This window comes from Pseudoalteromonas umbrosa, from assembly GCF_030125375.1.
GTDB classification, from domain to species: Bacteria; Pseudomonadota; Gammaproteobacteria; order Enterobacterales; family Alteromonadaceae; genus Pseudoalteromonas; species Pseudoalteromonas umbrosa.
This window is the reverse complement of the sequence record NZ_JASJUU010000003.1, coordinates 484,160-503,253: the sequence shown is the minus strand read 5'-3', so window position 1 is coordinate 503,253 and position 19,094 is coordinate 484,160. Positions and strand designations below refer to the sequence as shown.

Here is a 19,094-nt window from a genome sequence, read left to right as displayed (position 1 = left end):
CGTGCATACCGGAGTTAAAAACCATTTACTGATTTGTGTAATCAATTAACGCCGTCAAAAACGTACTGTAATCCAAATACAACCATAATATTTATTTAGGCCATTCAATATGATCTAAAATAAAGTGGGGGGTTCACAGAATTAAGTGACTTATCTTCTATTAATAGACCATTTTTCAATTCTTTATTTAAACCATCTACCAAAGAATATGTAGAAGAATTCAATTTGTAAGCAACAACAACATCATTATTCCACCCTTCTGCACCCGTACAGTATTTCATACTCAATTGATTGTTTTGACTACGCCACTCACATTGTAAAAGTGTTTGTTCAAACCCATTTACAATACGCTTTTTAGGATAGGCCCTAAAATATACTGGGCCAACATCACAGTCGTCTGGTTTTGGTATTTTATCGACACTTACTGTACCACTATCAAAGCTTTTAAGCATATTGGCATCAAAAATCATATTGCAGCTATTAAAGTGATTTTGTTGTAACTTAGAAGCTATTGGTAAGTTTAACGTTTGCCCATTAGAAGTATTACATATTAACTGATGTGTATTGTTTCCCTTTGGCTTCCAGCCGCAATCAAGTAGCGTTTCTTTTGCTCCGTCGACAGTTCGGGTAGCTGGTGCAGCTTGATACAAAATTGAATGCCCATAACAAGCTGACTTCTCGCCTGTTACTGTAATACTTCCTTTTAATTCAGTTCTGTAACCATCCATCCAACTCACACCGCAATAACCTTGGCCCGATATACTCACTTTTTTAGCTATAAGCAAATCTGTATAGTCTGAGCTTACCGGGTTGTTACAAAATAAATTCTCAGATATAGCAACTTCGTTTTGTTCTTCGAATTGCCAATAGCAAGACATGGGCTCAGACCCTTGAGCAAATGCGGGAGCTGATGATAGACTTCCAGTCATAGTGATTAATTGGATTATTTTTCTAATTTTTGTATTCATGCTAATTATCCCTCTTAGCAGTAGCTATTATCATTTACAAACTTAAATAGACAATAACAGTATGAAATTGGAATATGAATAGTGGGTTACAGTCTCTTACAATGAATTACCTAAGCATACAAAAAACAACTTTTCACTAATTATAGTGATAATATTAAAACTGACATCATTCAAATGATCTAATATAAATTTCGTATACATCTAGATAACCACCTTAATAGAAAGCGGTTTTTCCCTCATAAAAGCAGAGTTTTCAAATAATAGTTAGCTTCACGCTAGGCTGGGTTGCTAATGAAGTCACTTATAAGCAACAACCTTCAATTGAAATTACGAGCAAAGTAAAACCCAAATTCAATATTAACCATTCCATCATTAAAATTAAATTGGTATAATTTTAAAAAGCAACCCTTATATAAAATACTAAATGTAAAAATAGAATTAAAGATTGACAATCGGAAATTACAAAAAAATAAAGCCCTCACAATTTTATTGTCATAAATATCTAAGAAGGTTACTTTGAAATTAAAACAGCGATAAAGGGCAGAACATTCCCAAAACTCTAAAAACTGGTTAAATGATGTGAGCATTAAACTTCTTAGATTTAAATCCTTATATAAAAATCTCATTGAAGCGAGGTTTGTCAGTAAGCCCTGCCTGTCATCAAACGCCATTTTTCTACTGCTATTTTAAATATGACAATAAGAACTATTAGAAATTAAAGATTTAGAGAACCAAAAAATATTTTCAAGGAATAAAATGAAAAAAATATTATTAGCTTCACTCTTGCTTTCATCATTAAAATCTTTTGCATCAGATGTATATGTAAATGGCTATATTGACAGTATTTCAACTGACTATGCAGTGTCAAAAACAAGCCTCGTTTTAAAGCTTAAAGATTCAAACTATCAAGGGTGTGAAAACAGGTTTGTACTCTTTCACCTATCTGACTTTGCTTTATCAGGCGTAGATATGGAAGATGCAAGAGATAAGTTAAATTTCACACGCTCCATCGCGTTAACCGCTATGATTTCAAATAAAAAAATTGAATTTATCTTAAAAAGTGAATCTAGCGGGAGATGTACTGCAACAGGTTGGATAAAAATATTAAATAATTAAAACTTTCAAAATACCCATTACAATAAAATGGCAGCACTAACTAAAGTGGTTAAGCTGTTTTGAATAGAAAAAGCCCTAACTCATGTTAGGGTTTTTTAGAAACTCCCAGACTTAAATAATTTTTCAATATCAAATAACGTTATTAAGAAGTTGAGATTAGAGATAATTATTAATAAAAGTTAAAGTCGATAGGAAATAGAAAATTATAAATCTATGACTTAGTCGCAAAGTTCTCATACCAATAACTTTCGCTCACCAAGTCCTGTGTTGACTCTAATCGGTCAATAAAGGTCAAGCCATTCAAGTGATCCAATTCATGTTGAAAAATACGAGCAATAAAGTTATCAAACACCCTTGTGTGCCTCTTGCCCTGCTGATCATAATATCTCACCTTTATACGTTTATGCCTAGGTACTAAACCACGCATACTTGGTACACTTAAGCACCCTTCCCACCCTTTTTCTAACTCATCACTTACTTCAATAATCTTAGGGTTAATGATTGCTGTTGGCGCCATACTAGGTGCATTTGGGTATCGAACGCTCGGTTTAGAGCACATTATAAATACCTGTAAACTCCGATAAATTTGTGGAGCTGCTAGGCCTACTCCATTTGCCTTTTCAACCGATAACATCATTTCTTCAATCAACATTTGACATTCATCGGACAAGATATTGTCAACAACCTTCGCCTCTTTTCGCAACACGGGGTGCCCAAGTTGAGCAATATTAGGCTGATTAGATTTACTTAGAGATTTCATTAAATAACCTTTTTAAAATCAACAACTCAATCATGCTGACTAAACATTATCAAATGTCAGAATCAACTAAAACTAAAACCTGCTGATTAACGGAGTAATGTATCTTAACTACAAAATAATATGGCATGTTAGTCATTTACACCGACCTTGCCATTACACACTTTTGTCGCTGACTCATTGCAACTCGAAAGATTTTATTAATGTCAAGTGACTAATTCATCACATCAAGCAAGTCTAAGATTTAGAGCCAAAAAATAAAAACTTCCAAAAATACACACATTGATGGAATGAAATTAGAGCCAAGTTGAGCTAATCAAACAGCAAAGTTTCAAAAATTTCTAAAAGTTCTGCAATTTCTAATTATAGTTTGACAATCTTATCCTAGATCAATATATTGTCGACTCGAGCGAGCAGTATTTATAAAAAATTGCCATAGCCCAACGGCTAGACCAATAAAGTATGACGATGGGCATACAAAGGCCTAGGCAAACAGAATTAATATTCGAAAAGGCAGTTTTACAACGTCGCTCTTTATTGTGGTAAGTGACATGTAATTTTGTGGAGTGTGTGATGGAACAACATTGGTCTGATTTTTTCCCATATATTTTTATGGGCGTAAAAGTAATTGCGTTGGGTATAGCTGGGTTCTTTGCGGTCAAATGGCATTTTGATCAAGACAAAAAGCTCAAAGCCAAAGAGCAAAAAGAGAGCTAATTTTATATTGACTGTTCATTTCCACCCATGGTGGTGCAGAAATAAACGTTTATAATGCTTGTTTCGAAAACTCTCTATGAACAGTCAATAAACAGTATCGCTAAAAGTGAACATTCAGTCATTTGAGTCATCGATAAATAAAAATACGGTGGCTTTGCACACCAGAACTACCCAAAAAAGACAAAGTTCATATTATGAACTCTCACTTCCTTAACCGAACATTCGGACTAAAGAAAAAATATATAACTTGCATGAACAAATTTTGCATTTGCATCCGCTTGCCCAAGCTACTGCTCTAGATAAAAGTTATTTGCTTTAATAACAATTTATCTTTTTAACCTAACCACCTACAGGTAATAACCAAACTAATTCAGTAGGTACTTGACTTGATATCTGCTAACGAAATGGCATAGGAACATGGCCATATCTGTTTTTCGCCAATACTTGGTTGTCAATATTGAATTTATTTTTTTGATAAAAATAAGGAACCAATAAATACATTAGCTAAATAGAAACAAGGGATTTGACACTAAAAAATACTCCATTATTATTTTTATAAACTAAAATTCGCTCTCATTTTTCACTCAAAAGTCTACCCGCCAACCTTGATACTATTTCCGATTTATTTTTAATGTCGAAAGCCTCAAAAAAAACCAAATCATTGTTTTAATTTGTTTTATTTTTTACAAATCATAACACCACTAAAAACTTACATTTGTAATAAAACCGAAAAACTAAAGAGAGGCCCCATTACAACACAATATAGAAAATTAATTTTTTTATATTTAAAAAATAAAAACACACAGCAAAACAGGGTTGAAATCAGCAGAAAATTAATGTGCGAATTACATTTCACAAACCAATAAGAACAAAAACAAACCATTGACAACAACCACAATTTAAAACAATATTTAAAATAAAAACTACCATTTAAAAAACACGAAAAAACAATATCTATACATTAAAAAAGGAAATTAATATGAAATTATTACTCGCTTCAGTTTCAGCACTTACTATATTTTCTGCAACGGCTCAGGCTAACGTCGCAGCAGAAGAAGGAGTAGCCCCACAGTTTGCACAAAAAACTTATTATGTTTGTAAAAAAGGCGGTAAAGTGCTGAATTTCGGGATTTCTTATTTCTCAGGTGATATCGCCGTAGAACGCAGAAACTGCGAGTGGCAAGGTGGCATGCTTTTAACATCAACAACAGGATATCCGTGGTAAGAATCAAGTATTGATTTAACGGGTTGATATTACTGATATAGGGTATCAACCCTTTTAATATAGAGTTTAATCATCAATAAATGGCAGATGGATATTTAGATAAAAGTAGAACAATAATTAAGATCTACTCCGATAATATTACTCCCTAATACAACTCCAGACTGAGGTATTCTTTAACATCAAGCAGCCATACCTTGCTCTTGAATGAGTGTTACATATTTTTCACGCGCTTTATGCATCACGATATATAGTGATGATACTTGGCATCCACCAAACCAACTTGTCTCTTCTTTGCTATTGCCATAAAAAAGCCACCCATACTTTAACATTCATTAAAGCATAGACGGCTTCTTACACTATTCCCAAATTAAGATGGGTGTCAATTTTGCTACAGTAAAGTGACTCCGTTGGTCACACAGACCGCTATATACACTTCTATATAGCGGTCTGTGTGGACCAGAAAGTCGATAGACGCGACCAGAAACACAAAAGCCCCAGCAAGTATACTGGGGCTTTGGATTGGGTGTTTTTTATATATTTTTAATTCTGTATTTTAAAAAGTCCTTTATCTTCAATCAATACCATATTTAGCTCCCCTTTAGGTATCAGATAATTAGTTGATATATATTTTAATCCATCTCTTTCTGAAAATAAGAAGGTACCCACTGCACTACCCGAGCACTCTTCCCCTTCATAAATATAAACCAGATACTGCTTATCTTTTTCTAAGGAACTGACCACACAATATCTAAACCCTTTAAAGCTCCACTTCACTTCTCCGGAGTATTTACTTGGAAAAGAGAATTTATAGTATTTGTTGAACAAGCATAAAAACTCATCATCTTCAGTACATATATAGACTTTCTCAATAAACTTTCCTTCAATAAGGATAGAGCTTGTAGATTTTACATATATATAATCACCAGTCTTCAAATCCACATATTTAGCTTCATTTCCAAAAACCAGTGTAGGTTTGAGCACAAAATAAAACAAAACATATAGAAAGATTACTTTAAATTTTTTCAAAGTTAAGGTGGGTGTCATGTTTATTTTCCCTTTTCTATCGCATGAAAACCATAAATAAAAAGTAACCCTTTGAACTTTTTGTGAATACAAAAACCTATCTTCCCGTCGATACACTTTTTGTTGAAATTTTCTCTGCTTGTATCTGAAGATAAAACTACACTGTATGAAAAGTAATAAAGCTCACTCCTTTCTTTTATTAATGAAAATCCAGATGTTCCATCATCGAGAGTGTTCCCATGACGTATTCCAAGCTCATAAGCAAACAATGCATGTTTATAGTGAATAGGATCACTTTGAATTAAATCATCTCCTATGTATTTAAAGTGCTTAGGAGAATAGTGTACGCTTTTGTTTTTATTAAGATATTCAAGTGCGCTAACCACACTATCATTATGCTTAATTACCTTCGAGTTCCAATCTCTTACAGCCTGACTATTAATAAATAACTCACGTTCTTTTTCTAAGTTATTATTACCACATGCAAATAAAGTTAAAAGAATTACCACCCAAAATAAAAGTCTAACATTTAAAGTCATCAACATTGATCCATGATAAAGTTTTTTACCGTGCATAAATCTGAATAATTTAAGATAAATTAAATGCACGTTATGTGACACCCATCTCAATTTATATCACAACTACACCTCGACATGTTTCAAAGCAGAAACAAACCACTAAAAATAGCTCAATTCGCTTTGAACCTTTGATAAATTGCTTAACTTGATAACTTTTTTGGGATTTCAGGCATGACTAACCACGTAACTTTTAAAAGTCACGTTGAAATTAGGATGTTAATGCATATTAAAGACTATGCGAGCAATGCACTACACTGCGTTAAATTTGCTCGTCGTTTTAACTTTAAGTGTTCACAATATTTTTGCTTAGCATCTGGCCTACCTACAGAACCTTTAAACACTTCTGTAAACTGGGTGGTGAGTTTTAGCCAATTTTCTGGTTGGATATTAAGCCTTGCTAAAATGTGCACGTTACGTGACACCCATCTCAATTTATATCACAACTACACCTCGACATGTTTCAAAGCAGAAACAAACCACTAAAAATAGCTCAATTCGCTTTGGACCTTTGATAAATTGCTTAACTTGATAACTTTGTTGGGATTTCAGGCATGGCTAACCACGTAACTTTTAAAAGTCACGTTGAAATTAGGATGTTAATGCATATTAAAGACTATGCGAGCAATGCACTACACTGCGTTAAATTTGCTCGTCGTTTTAACTTTAAGTGTTCACAATATTTTTGCTTAGCATCTAGCCTACCTACAGAACCTTTAAACACTTTTGTAAACTGGGTGGTGAGTTTTAGCCAATTCTCTGGCTGAATATTAAGCCTTGCTAAAATGGGCTGAGAGTCTGTGATAAATCCACGTTTGTCTTCACGCATACATCGACCTGTTAAGTCAACAAGCTCGACATAATATTTGAATTCGAACGGTAACCCCTTTGGCATGTGTTTTCTTGGATTACCTGCAAAACGCATGAATGACTTAGGCTGCTTACCTACTTTTGCTGTCTCAATACGCTTTTTGATACTGGTGTGGTCTGACTCTTCTGGGGTTTCTGCCATTTTAGCTCTGACTGGATTCAAATCAACATATGCTAAGCACGCTGCCAACGCGGCTTCATCTAACAAGGCTTGTGATTTAAAGCGCCCCTCCCAAAAAAACAATCTTAAAAAAATCAATCGCATATGACAATTGATTCACTATTCCTTTCTTTCAACATATAAGCCCCTTCGTATGGACAATTAGGTATCGCACTTAAATACTTCGGGACTAATTCTTCTATAGCGTCAACATTTTTACCATTTTTTTTAAAATAGACTTTCATCGCACTATTTATTATTTCAATATCATAATTAAATTTATCTTCTTTCAACATCTCTTTAGAGTCAATTACTAAAAACTTTGCAGTAAATAATGCTAAAAAAAATAAAATAGTCATTGTAAGCTTCAACTCATCTATCTCCTTTAAATTCGTATACGGGTTTTGGATAATCTTTCAGGTTTGGTGAATGCACTTTACATGACACCCATCTAAATTTATATCACAACTACACCTCGACATGTTTCAAAGCAGAAACAAACCACTAAAAATAGCTCAAGTCGCTTTGAACCTTTGATAAATTGCTTAACTTGATAACTTTTTGGGATTTCAGGCATGACTAACCACGTAACTTTTAAAAGTCACGTTGAAATTAGGATGTTAATGCATATTAAAGACTATGCGAGCAATACACTACACTGCGTTAAATTTGCTCGTCGTTTTAACTTTAAGTGTTCACAATATTTTTGCTTAGCGTCTGACCTACCTACAGAACCTTTAAACACTTCTGTAAACTGGGTGGTGAGTTTTAGCCAATTTTCTGGTTGGATATTAAGTCTTGCTAAAATGGGCTGAGAGTCTGTGATAAATCCACGTTTGTCTTCACGCATACATCGACCTGTTAAGTCAACAAGCTCGACATAATATTTGAATTCGAACGGTAACCCCTTTGGCATGTGTTTTCTTGGATTACCTGCAAAACGCATGAGTGACTTAGGCTGCTTACCTACTTTTGCTGTCTCAATACGCTTTTTGATACTGGTGTGGTCTGACTCTTCTGGGGTTTCTGCCATTTTAGCTCTGACTGGATTCAAATCAACATATGCTAAGCACGCTGCCAACGCGGCTTCATCTAACAAGGCTTGTGATTTAAAGCGCCCCTCCCAAAAACGGCCTGTGCAACCATCTTCTTTGTTGGCTTTACGTGCGATATCTTCATTGAGCGTTCGCATAAACCAGCTGATATCCGCTAGGCGATTTCTGTATTCCTCTATCAGCTCTGACAGCAAACAACGTTCTGAGTTTGTCAATGAATCTCCACTGACAAACTTATGAGTCAGCCAAGTCCCTTTAAATTGTTTATGCCAGCGAATCAGGATAGATTTATCATTTAAACGTTTTGCTTTTTTATCATCAACATGTAAAACAATATGCGTATGATTACTCATTACCGCATAAGCACATACATCAATGCAAAACACCTTGGCTAGTTGTAGTAGCTTCTCTTCAACCCACCCTCTTCGATGTTCAAATGACTTGCCTGTTACTTTATCTTCTCCGCATAAAAACGCGCGTCTAACGCACCGTGATATACAGTGATAATACTTAGTATCCACCAAGCTAACTTGTCTCTTCCTTGCTATTGCCATAAAAAAAGCCATCCATACTTTAACATTCATTAAAGCATAGACGGCTTCTTAAACTATTTCCAAATTAAGATGGGTGTCATGTTTATTGCTATAAAGTCGATAGATGCGACCACACAGGTCAGATAGGCGTGACCAAAAAATCGGCGAAACGCGACCAAACATGAAAAAGCCCCAGCTAATTCTGGGGCTTTAGATTGCGTATCTTGTATAATTAATTTGAAGTTCAGTAATTATCCAAAGGCAACTCAATTACATTCGATCTAAAATAATTTCCATAGCTAGAACCTATTATTTCAGCGCATAAAGTATCTTGCACCTTAATTTGTTTTTTTAAAACAGCGTAGTTTATATAAAGTTGATATTTAAAGTCAGCTTTGCCTTCGACGCTAGGTTCATGGTCATTAATCAAATAGTATTCTATTGTTTTCCCATCTAAAAAAACCGAATTGAAAGCTAACTCCGGCATGTCCTTTCCATCTTCACACAAACCAATACTCGCTCTCAAAGTTGTTGACTTGTTTAAACTTAATGCAAAAAGTTCAACATCAGATGAAATCGTTAGCTCTATTAGCTCTCTGACTTCTGACTTTTTCTTGTAATCTGGAAAAAGTTTAACCATTTTTCGCTTTACTTTTTCATATTTTTGAAACTCAATTTTTGGGCTGCTACCAACTCCATGCGTAGTGCATGAAGCCAGTAACGATAGGTAAATTATCATCAAGTATCTTTTCATAATCTTACTCTTAATATTTACAGAAAACCTGGCATATTTGGACATGATCTAGTTGTTTGTACCTTTGGTGAGATGTTGCATAATTTGCTGGTGCCGAATTCCAAGCTCCACCTACAGTTGCAACAACATTGTTAAAGCTCTTCAAAGAATCTCCAGCGTCGTAGTTTTGCCACACTCCTGAATTTGCTGCAACCTTAGAAAAGTTAGGCTTCGACCAACCTACGGGATCTACCGTAACCAATCTAGCTACAGAGTGACCATCAGCAATAACTTGAGCGGCCATATCTGCACCATAACTATGAGCAATAACAGTTCCATTACCATTCCTTTGGTCTATCCATAACGCCAGTTCTTTATGTTGAGTATTCTCAAAATACACTGCTGAATCTTTTCCATATTTGTCGATGTGTTCATCGTATGCACTTCTCACAACTTTGTTAAATGGATTTGTGTCGTCTGTAGCACCGCCAACAAATGCCACGTTAGAGTTTTCAGGAATTGGATCCGATTTCCAATCAGCTCTCATAGCAGCAGCAAAGGCCGCAGAAATTGCTCCATTTGAAAATTTACCGCCTGTCAATTTAGATATCGTTCCACCGACTACTGCAGAACCGATTACTTGGGTGTAGGGATTTTTACCAAACCTTCCTCCCATAGCTGCCCCAATGCCAGCGCTGAAAAACCCTGAACTAAACTTTCCACCTTCCAAGTCAGTAATGATGCCGCCAGCCAAACCGCTAGCCACAAATGCTTCAACACCACTCAATGAACCTCCAATGCCTCCCATTATAGCGCCACTTAAAGCCCCTCTAAGTGCTCCTTTAAGCGAGCCTGATGTAATTGCTCCGCCAACTAAACCCGCAGCGGCGCCACCAGCAGTATATCCAATAGCAGCCGCCGCTGTTGCACTAAACCCTCCAGTCCCAGCTGCCCATGCAGAAGCCCATCCAGACGCAGCGCCAAACGTGTAATACGAAGCTACAGCCGCCACAGCTACTTTCCAATACTTCTTAATTCCTTTCAACAACTTCTTAAACAAATACCCACTCGGATCCGTATAACTCAACGGATTATTCAACACATAACTATAGCGGTTATAGTTCTGCAAATTACTCGGCGCTTGCACAAAAGAATCCGCCTGCATAAATCGGCCTGTGTCTGCATCGTAGATCCGACCGTTCATATGAGCGAATGTGATCTTGGCCTCAATTGTAGACAGTTTATGAAAATGAAGAATCAGCTTTTTCTAGGTTATTGTACTGTGCTTTTAACTCTTAGCTCTTCACTTTACCGAACTTAAAGTCAAAGCCCAAAAGAGCATTTGAATACAACTCTATTTGCCTATTGACGTTGAATTTTAGTTGGTCAACTCACGGACAAGGTTTTGTCTAGAGGCTTCCTATAGCTGAATTTTTACCCGAGGTATTTTGTAGATGTGATGGTTCTAAGGATGTCCTGCCCCAAAACGAGTTACTAGCAGCATCAAAAGGAATTACTTACATAGGGCCGATTAATTCAACTAATTTTCACACATTTTGTTAAGTCCGACTTCTATTAGGCTCCCCCATCGGTGCTTGCGGATACATATATACTAGTAATGATTAACAAACCCCAATTCACAGATGGAGTCTCTAACTGCCGCCATGTCTTCTTTCCCAATTAATTCGTGATCTAATGCTAAGACCAACCTCTTCTTAGCACGAGTAAGGGCTACATAGACTCGTTTCCATTCTTTATTAAAATAATTAGCTTTACCAATACCATCTTGGGTTAAGTATTTCAGAGTGTTAGGGCTGAGTATTATTACACACGTATCGGCATCCAACCCCTTGATAGAGTCAATACTTTGGACTTTGAATTGTACGTCATTTTTCGTGCATGAATTGCACAGCTCATGTAATTGGGCGAAGTGCTGTTTATTAAGAGTCAACGAATGCCGAGCGATGAGTTTGCTTATGGCTCTCTTAGTATCTTCATTGATTGCATCGTCCATAAAATCAGCAAAAGCAGCTTTCACAAATAAAGTTTTGTCTTTCTTATGGTTAGACTCACGAATCATTTCCTCTATCTCTCGCGGGAATGCGTGTTTGTGTTTAGATGAAGTTGTATAGCGACCATTTTTTTTGTCGATGCAAACAAGTTGTTTTGTGGCTATGTAATTCGTTAGTAGCTCATCATATCGTTCGTCCGTTGATTCTATATACATGAGTTCACCAACCACTTCTGATAGTGACTCTTGTTGCTGATCTTCATAACAAAAGTTATTTGATACCGCTAAAATCTCTATGGGTACTCGTCTAGTTTGATTGTTGATTGGTAGTATGATTGTGTAATCTTCAGACGAAACTTTTTCAACGAAAATATTAAGTGCTTTGGGATACTTAATTGCTTGCTTTGGATCTCCAATCATATATACGTCAATAGCGTTGCTGCCTAGCACCTCAAAAAAGCGTAGAGCATCACCATCTAAGTCTTGGACTTCGTCAATGAATATCTTGTCAAAGCAACTCACTAGAATAGCTAGAAGCCTTCGGACTTTTACTTTCTTAGCCCTGTTGCGGTGCTTGCTGTTGGTTTCATCAACAATCTGTTTAGCAATGTTGTAGACGCTCTCAGCATGAATGATGTTGTTGTCTTTTAACCCCTTTAAATGCCAATTTTTGAACCTAGCATTACTCGGTAACATCATTATTGATGCGTCGTTATACACATCACCAAGAGTGAATGATGAGAATGGGTAGATGATTTCGTTTAACAAGAAGCTATGTACGGTCTGTATACAGAGATTCGACGGAATAAAGCCGTGTTGTTTGATTATCTCTTGCTCTATCTTCGCTGTTGCAGAGTTTGTGTACGTCAGTGCAAATGTCTTTTTGTGACTAGTACAAGCTTCGATGTGCTCTATCAAAGTTTTTGCTAAGCCATAAGTTTTCCCAGCACCTGCACCAGCAATCTGTACTTCTATCATAATACTGCCTCGATGACCTCAGCGATGTGAGCTGGTAACTGGATATCCAGTGGGTTCTCTTCATCCACCATCGCATCACATACATCAAGCATTCTTGCTGTCTTACCATTAATCATGTATTTGGATACAGCGTCGAGATCGCCTTCCATTTCGAATAAATCATTTAGTATAGCTAGGTTGTCTTCTGCTTCTACTAAATCAATTTCAAGTGTGTAGTTTTTTGTTGTTCTTACAGTGACATTAGCATGCGCTGTGTCATAGGCGTCATGCTTGGCTTTAGCCGCATCTGAATTGTCATAATCACGGACAACGCCAATTTTCTTGTTCTGGTTATCTTTGTTCAGGGCTAGCCATATATCTAAGAAAGTGGCGTAACCACGTTGACCAATTGGAATAATATCAATGTCGTTGAGGGCTGGTTGTTTAGACAGATAAGTGCTGATTAGCATTTCTTCAGTCGGGCCCTCTACGAGAATGACTTTGTTCGCAAACAGCAGCTTTAAGATGTCGAAGTTAGGTCTCTTTCTTAGGTAGTCAACTAGCTTAGTTGGAGTATCAGACAGACTAATTGCTTTCTCGCCAGTAAACGCCAACACATTAGAGAGCTTTAGCTTGTTGATGATCGATGGGTTATGGGTCGAAATAATAGTTTGTACAAGCGAGCCACTGTTGCTTGAGCTTTTCTCAATGAAGTCTCTTACTAAACGAAGGTTGTTAACGCTCAAGTGTGCTTCTGGTTCTTCTATACAGCACAAGTTAAATGTATCTCCACACGACTTGTAGTAAGCAAACAGGATAAGTATGTAGATAAGATTTCTTTGTCCCAAGCCTTTTTGGTAAAGAAATTCATTCCCGTATTTCAAAGTTATGTTAGACAAGATGTTCTTCAAGTTAGGCAGGTTAGGAGTGCACTCAAGCAGCTTGATAATACTGTCATAGTTCTCAAAGTCTTCATTAGTTCCAATAACTTTATCGAATGTTTCAGTCTTTTCAATAGCATTAAAGAACTCAGTGTAGGCTGTGTTGATCTGACCTTTGTCATCATCGTCTAGTATGTTCATTAGCAGCTTTGTGAAGATACTGTTGGACTTCATTGAACTGCTTTCTGAGAAGTCATCTCGCTCAGCATTGATACTATGGACACTGACATGCTTTAAGTCACTGTATGCGATAGGCTTTTCATTGTTCACAGATACTACTTGGTAGTCGTATAGCTCAACGGGTAGAGTAAACCAGTTAATATCATCTAAAGTCTTACCAGCAAGTGAATTCTTCACGGTCTCAAGCAAATCTTTATCGTTTTTAGGCTTAAAGTCATATCTAATTTTGTAACTTTCTTCATCACCATCAGCAACAATCCACTTAGCCAGCAGTGCTGTTTCATAAGCATCTTTCGGATCAGCGAACTCTACGGTTACTGATACTTTAGGGATCTTCTCAAGCTGATTCTCTTCAGTGTCCTTATTGACTACAGATTTTAGAAAATCAATAACGGCATCTTTGTTGATGTCAGAAACACTCAAACGCTTCTGGTTGAAGTCTATTTGGTTGCCGCTTAACGGTAACGAAAGTGCAGTGAAAAAGTTCGTCTTACCAGTATCGTTTTCACCAATGACAACTGTTAATTGCTGAAGTTGGGCTTCGAAAAAGCGGAAGCTACGGTAGTTGTTGATCGTTACTTGTCTGATATACATAAAAATTCCCTTAAAAAAGCATACAAGCGCATATGCCACCAATGTAATACAAGTCATGTCGTCACTGTAGTGTTAACAACTTGTTGGCTCCCTAAGTTGCTAACACGTAACTCAAAATTGCCCTATAACGGCTTTGCTGGCCGTCTGCTCCTCACTGCCAGTCAAGCGAAGTCTAAACCTGTTCGACTATGCGGTAAGATAAAATCTTAGCTACTACATCTTAGATGCAAGAAACCAACCCCGCAAAACTACGTCAAGCTAAAACACTCACAAAGCTTGCATCAATGTGATTAAAAAAGCCGACTGCATTGCTGCAGTCGGCTATGTATTTGCCTAATTTAGTGCAATCAATTCAAGTAACCTTCTACTGCAAGCCCTTTAGGTGCCTCACTCAGTGCTGCGGGGTGACACCTACTTAACGTCTTCCTCAATTGCAGTTGCGTCACTGTCAAATATACTTGCGTTGTAGAGATATCTGAGTGTCCTAGGTATTCCTGTATGTCTCTTACATTTGCGCCATGTTCCATCAGGTGTGTTGCCGCAGAGTGGCGCAGTGCATTGCATGCTGCACCAACATCCAAGCCAGCCATTAACAGGTACTTACGTACAAGCCTGCTTAATTGTGCGCCGTTAAACTTTTTGCCTCTGCTGTCTAAAAACACATGTAAACTCGAGCAAAGTGATGCTAACTTGGGTCGAACATGCTTTAAGTACTGACTCAACCAAAATGCGGTCCTAGGATAAAGTGGAATATATCGACCTTTTCCACCTTTACCTTTTTCAACAAGCACAAAACACTTTTCACCTTCAAGTTGTATATCTTTCAAAGTGAGCTCTGCCAGCTCCATTCTTCGCGCCGCCACACCATAGTAGCACTCTAAAATAGCTCTATCCCTAAGCCCATACATGCCAAAATCCACTGTTTGGCTCATCAGCCACTCAACCTGTTCTTGAGTGAGTAAAGCCCTTACAACCGGCTTGGGGGCCTTCGGGCTTTTGGCATTCTGTAAAGGGTTACTCTTTAAAATGCCCATAAACATGAGCTCTTTATAAAATGTTCGAACATCCGTGGCCCGTTTACGGCAAGTCGTAGGGTTAAGCTTTGCATGAGTTTTAGGGCTTACATAGCGGCAAAGATAAACCTTATATTGGTCGAAGTGCTTTTGGTTTACACCTGTTAGGCACTGTTGTGTTTGCGTATGCAACCAGATCAAAAAAAGCTGTAAATTATTACTTTGCTTTTCAACAGTATTAACTGAGTAGCCATCTGCAAGGCGGCGCTCTCCGTAGCTCTCTAGTATAGATTGCTCAAACACAGTAATAGACTTATGCATGATTAGCCTCCTCATACTTAGATTGAAGGCTGATAGCCATCAGATAGGCTGTTTTTAAGTCCGAAGGTGGCTTATATATCTCTAATTCACTTTGAAATACAAGCCACTGCTGCCTGCTACAGTGACCAGAGCATCGACCTATGCGCTCACCGTAAATAGCGTGAAGTGCTGAGCCGCAATGCAATAAAACGAGCGCTGAGCCACTAAGCCTTTCATGACCACTTGGCTTCAATATTCCTAAACGCTTAAGCGCACCGCGTAAGAGCTGCCCTTCTTTACTGCGCGGTGACAAAAGCTGGTTTCCCAACGTCCTATTTGCATATCCAAGTAAAGGCAGACAGAGCTTTTTGGTCTCCAGCCGCTCGTTGAACCACTGAATAGTTTCACTCGACGATAAAAGTGACTGACGATAATAATGGCTGATCTGTGGTAATGTCTGCTCAAAAACGTTCTGGTCAAACTGTGCCACATTCGAGGGTTTTGACTTATTCATTGTCTTCTCCCTCGCGTGCAATACACCTAGCTGAGTCGCCTTCCAACTTTATGACATGTGCATAAGATACAATTCTATCAAGAACTGAATCAGCTAAAGTATGATCTTGAAACGCACCATACCAATCTTTAGTGTCATACTGTGATGTGATGATCAGTGATGCTTTACACTCTCGTGACTCTATGAACTCAAACAGTAAATGACGCTCTCTATCACACAAGGGGGCAAGGCCCCAATCATCCAATATCACTATATTCGTACGATTCAATTTGTTTCTAAAGCGCTTTAGATTCATTTCATTTTCCGCAGCGACTAACTCCAACAAAAGATTGTAAAAACGTTTAAATAGTACTGTGATACCCTTATTCATCGCCGCATTGGCAATTGCACAAGCTAGATGAGTTTTACCGACCCCCGTTTTACCTGTGATCACAATGTTTTCGTTTCTGCCTACCCAATCGAATTCCATTAAAATGTCCGCGAGAAGTCGTCGATGCTCGATATGGCGTTTAAAACAGTCTTCAATGGTCGCATCTGGCCACCTGAGGTGCGCTTGTTGCCCCATTCTAGCTCTGCGCTTTACATTGTCAGCATCATATTGAACTTGAAGTAACTCACGTAAACGGTCCTCAAAAACCATGTTTTTGTACGCACTTTCTCGATACTGTTCTTCAAATGCAATTGACAGCTCACTTAAACGTAAATTGGCACACAACTGCTTAATTGTTAGTTTATCCATGAGAAGAGCCTCCATAGTATTCAGGTCCACGAATGTTATCGTGTTTGAACCTAGGTTTTGTTTCGGCTAAAAACTCCCATGGTCTCGCCCTTGCGACCATGTCGACGTAAGTAGGATGATATTGTTGCTTTTCCAGTGCGTAAGCGCAGGCCCTTTCAAAAACAGCTGCACCAACTTTATTACAGCATTTCTGAAGCGCTATACACCGTTTACCAATATGTCGAGAGCGCGTGTTTCTGGTAAAGTCATATTGCTTTAGCGTCATCTGTTGAGCAGCAACCCCGATCTCATGTCCCCAAGCAACAAAAAACTCTTTTGTTTTTTCAGCATCCTTTTGATGGGCAATAGGCATATGTTCTCGAACAATCGTCGCGCCACTTGTGCGCTTGCTAACATGATGTTGAGTAACGAGTTCATGTCGGTTGAGTATATCCATTACACCATTTTCATACACGCGTATTTCCACCCGCTTTCCAATATATTTATGGGGTACAGAATAAAGATGCCCTTCATATGAAATCAGGTATGTTTTTGGAACCGTTAATAACTTCTGATAAATGATGTGCTGATATTCATGTTTAGGTAAATCGGCCAGTGTGCCTTTTTCACTTTTGTAAAATAAGTCATCCCGACTGAATGATTCAGATTGAAACTTAGCAGCATTTATCTTGTTCACTTCACGAAGAATATATGCATTCGCATCATCCACACTGGTAAACATCATGTCTTGCATATAATTGAGAATGCGATACGTCACTATACTGACACCATTTTCGGCCAAAGCATTATCCTGCGATTTTGCTACACGCGATGTATCTGCTAAACAGTTATAAAATCTAAAAAAATGTTTTGCTTCATCGGTATATAAAGGGAGTAACCCCGACTTTTTAACCAACGCTACTGTATTATCACTATGGACCACTTCAGTAACGCCGCCAAAAAAATTAAATGCCTTTTTAAGCGCTAAAAGCCAATCCCTGGTGGTCATACCCCGAGTAGCAAAAGCAAACAACCTTTTTGAAAACCCCAACACAGCGACAAATACAAATAAGCGAGTTACTCGGCCATTTTCTTTCACTGAAACAGTTAGCCCTGCATAGTCGATAAATAGGCATTCTCCAGGCTCATAAAACTGTTTCATTGACGCTTGATACTCTAATATCATTTGTCTGGCTAGAAATTTAAACTGAGTTAGCCGATAAGCCGTTTTTTCATCTACTGATTCGTATTCTAAGAACAGTTTTGCCCAAGTAAGCCTTCTTTTCCCTTTCCTTTTTACTCTGGTTTCGATGATCCGTTCTTTGCAGGGTAAGCGCTTACCTTTGCGTACTCGCTTAATTAAATTAGGATAAAAAATCTTAGCAATAGCGTCATCGCTAATAGAGTCAACATACGCAAAAGACAGCTGCGATTTTTGGACTATTTTTTTCATTTTCCCAAAAACTTGATGGGAACAATTAGTAAGTTCTCCTCCCTCTCGGGTACTACAATCAGGCCTAAGTTCACAGACCCGTGTGATTTCTCTGAGTTTATCGAAAGTTAGCATAAATGCCTCCAAAAAAAGGCACACACCCACTGACCAGTCACATTGTATGAGTTGACAGGTTATCGATTTCAAGCTTTACTCAAATAGTCGGACGGAAGAAATTCGACTATTTTAGAGAGAGCCAAAGCTACAACTTTGGCTTTTTCGCTTTATGTGCCGTAACAATATTTAGGTTCATGTGTTTTTTGTCACTTTTTCCTCCCATATGCGATTCACCCAATTAGCCACGTCTATAGAAAACGCAAACCTGCCTTTTCTATTATTAATCTGGAATACTGGAATAGGTAACTCTTTCTTTTGAATTGCTTTTCTGTATGCATTGTGACTTGGGTAGCCCAACACTCGCCATACTTCTGCCGGAGGGATCAATACACCGTATTTGGCTACCAAGACCTTTTCAAAGTCAGGCTTACCTGAATCTGAGTGTGTGGACCCACTTGGCAAATTGCATGAAACCGCTGACATAGACCCTCCCATTCACCTCATCGACACAATCAATATTGCAAAAATAGCACTAAACTTAAAAAGTGCTACTGTCACTTTTTTTTTAAAAGTGACAGAAATAAA

The 19,094-nt window shown here is 37.7% G+C and carries 19 protein-coding genes and 2 pseudogenes; 3 read left to right on the top strand and 18 right to left on the bottom strand.

The window, feature by feature from the left end:
* Positions 1–104: 104 nt before the first annotated feature.
* On the bottom strand, positions 105–968 hold the full coding sequence (locus QNM16_RS12160) for a hypothetical protein (RefSeq protein ID WP_284020728.1): 864 nt from the start codon (positions 966–968) through the stop codon (positions 105–107).
* Positions 969–1,724: 756 nt separating this feature from the next.
* Here QNM16_RS12160 and QNM16_RS12155 point away from each other — a divergent pair.
* Positions 1,725–2,084, top strand: a complete 360-nt coding sequence (locus tag QNM16_RS12155; RefSeq protein WP_284020727.1) for a hypothetical protein — start codon at positions 1,725–1,727, stop codon at positions 2,082–2,084.
* 211 nt (positions 2,085–2,295) lie between these two features.
* Here QNM16_RS12155 and def read toward each other — a convergent pair whose 3' ends face one another.
* Positions 2,296–2,844 carry a peptide deformylase gene (gene def, locus QNM16_RS12150; RefSeq protein WP_284020726.1) on the bottom strand — a complete coding sequence of 183 codons (549 nt, stop codon included), beginning with the start codon at positions 2,842–2,844 and terminating at the stop codon, positions 2,296–2,298.
* A gap of 570 nt (positions 2,845–3,414) precedes the next feature.
* On the opposite strand from def, the gene QNM16_RS12145 reads away from it, so the two are divergent.
* Positions 3,415–3,558 (top strand): hypothetical protein, encoded by a 144-nt coding sequence (locus QNM16_RS12145; protein ID WP_196760638.1) that lies wholly within the window; start codon positions 3,415–3,417, stop codon positions 3,556–3,558.
* A 979-nt stretch (positions 3,559–4,537) separates the two neighbouring features.
* A complete protein-coding gene (locus QNM16_RS12140) occupies positions 4,538–4,783 on the top strand; it encodes a hypothetical protein (RefSeq protein ID WP_284020725.1) in 246 nt (81 codons plus the stop codon).
* A 179-nt stretch (positions 4,784–4,962) separates the two neighbouring features.
* On the opposite strand, the gene QNM16_RS12135 is transcribed toward QNM16_RS12140, so the two are convergent.
* The 16 genes and pseudogenes from QNM16_RS12135 to QNM16_RS12060 all read right to left on the bottom strand — a co-directional run bounded on the left by QNM16_RS12135 (position 4,963) and on the right by QNM16_RS12060 (position 18,992).
* Positions 4,963–5,112: a hypothetical protein gene (locus QNM16_RS12135; RefSeq protein ID WP_284020724.1), complete on the bottom strand. Its 150-nt coding sequence runs from the start codon at positions 5,110–5,112 to the stop codon at positions 4,963–4,965.
* Positions 5,113–5,323: 211 nt separating this feature from the next.
* On the bottom strand, positions 5,324–5,827 hold the full coding sequence (locus tag QNM16_RS12130) for a hypothetical protein (protein WP_284020723.1): 504 nt from the start codon (positions 5,825–5,827) through the stop codon (positions 5,324–5,326).
* A 2-nt stretch (positions 5,828–5,829) separates the two neighbouring features.
* Entirely contained in the window at positions 5,830–6,345 is a 516-nt protein-coding gene (locus QNM16_RS12125; RefSeq protein WP_284020722.1) for a hypothetical protein, read from the bottom strand.
* A 272-nt stretch (positions 6,346–6,617) separates the two neighbouring features.
* Positions 6,618–6,797: pseudogene (locus QNM16_RS12120) on the bottom strand (transposase); the annotation flags it as partial.
* Positions 6,798–6,997: 200 nt separating this feature from the next.
* Positions 6,998–7,489, bottom strand: a pseudogene (locus QNM16_RS12115) (transposase); the annotation flags it as partial.
* A 17-nt stretch (positions 7,490–7,506) separates the two neighbouring features.
* Complete coding sequence (locus tag QNM16_RS12110) at positions 7,507–7,782, bottom strand: hypothetical protein (protein WP_284020721.1); 276 nt, start codon at positions 7,780–7,782, stop codon at positions 7,507–7,509.
* A 266-nt stretch (positions 7,783–8,048) separates the two neighbouring features.
* Complete coding sequence (locus tag QNM16_RS12105; RefSeq protein WP_284020720.1) at positions 8,049–9,020, bottom strand: transposase; 972 nt, start codon at positions 9,018–9,020, stop codon at positions 8,049–8,051.
* Between the two features lie 223 nt (positions 9,021–9,243).
* Positions 9,244–9,753, bottom strand: a complete 510-nt coding sequence (locus tag QNM16_RS12100; RefSeq protein WP_237136666.1) for a hypothetical protein — start codon at positions 9,751–9,753, stop codon at positions 9,244–9,246.
* Positions 9,754–9,763: 10 nt separating this feature from the next.
* Positions 9,764–10,936, bottom strand: coding sequence for an RHS repeat-associated core domain-containing protein (locus QNM16_RS12095; protein ID WP_284020719.1), 1,173 nt, complete (start codon positions 10,934–10,936; stop codon positions 9,764–9,766).
* Positions 10,937–11,344: 408 nt separating this feature from the next.
* Positions 11,345–12,721: a UvrD-helicase domain-containing protein gene (locus tag QNM16_RS12090; RefSeq protein WP_284020718.1), complete on the bottom strand. Its 1,377-nt coding sequence runs from the start codon at positions 12,719–12,721 to the stop codon at positions 11,345–11,347.
* Positions 12,718–14,415, bottom strand: coding sequence for an ATP-dependent nuclease (locus QNM16_RS12085; protein WP_284020717.1), 1,698 nt, complete (start codon positions 14,413–14,415; stop codon positions 12,718–12,720). The genes QNM16_RS12090 and QNM16_RS12085 overlap by 4 nt, the downstream gene beginning before the upstream one ends.
* Before the next feature lie 347 nt (positions 14,416–14,762).
* A complete protein-coding gene (locus QNM16_RS12080) occupies positions 14,763–15,749 on the bottom strand; it encodes a tyrosine-type recombinase/integrase (protein ID WP_284020716.1) in 987 nt (328 codons plus the stop codon).
* Complete coding sequence (locus QNM16_RS12075) at positions 15,742–16,242, bottom strand: hypothetical protein (protein ID WP_284020715.1); 501 nt, start codon at positions 16,240–16,242, stop codon at positions 15,742–15,744. The genes QNM16_RS12080 and QNM16_RS12075 overlap by 8 nt, the downstream gene beginning before the upstream one ends.
* On the bottom strand, positions 16,235–16,981 hold the full coding sequence (locus QNM16_RS12070; protein WP_237136670.1) for an ATP-binding protein: 747 nt from the start codon (positions 16,979–16,981) through the stop codon (positions 16,235–16,237). Before QNM16_RS12070 ends, QNM16_RS12075 begins: the two co-directional genes overlap by 8 nt.
* Positions 16,974–18,413 carry a Mu transposase domain-containing protein gene (locus tag QNM16_RS12065; RefSeq protein WP_284020714.1) on the bottom strand — a complete coding sequence of 480 codons (1,440 nt, stop codon included), beginning with the start codon at positions 18,411–18,413 and terminating at the stop codon, positions 16,974–16,976. Before QNM16_RS12065 ends, QNM16_RS12070 begins: the two co-directional genes overlap by 8 nt.
* A 288-nt stretch (positions 18,414–18,701) precedes the next feature.
* Positions 18,702–18,992, bottom strand: a complete 291-nt coding sequence (locus QNM16_RS12060; protein WP_081216431.1) for a hypothetical protein — start codon at positions 18,990–18,992, stop codon at positions 18,702–18,704.
* Between the last annotated feature and the right edge of the window lie 102 nt (positions 18,993–19,094).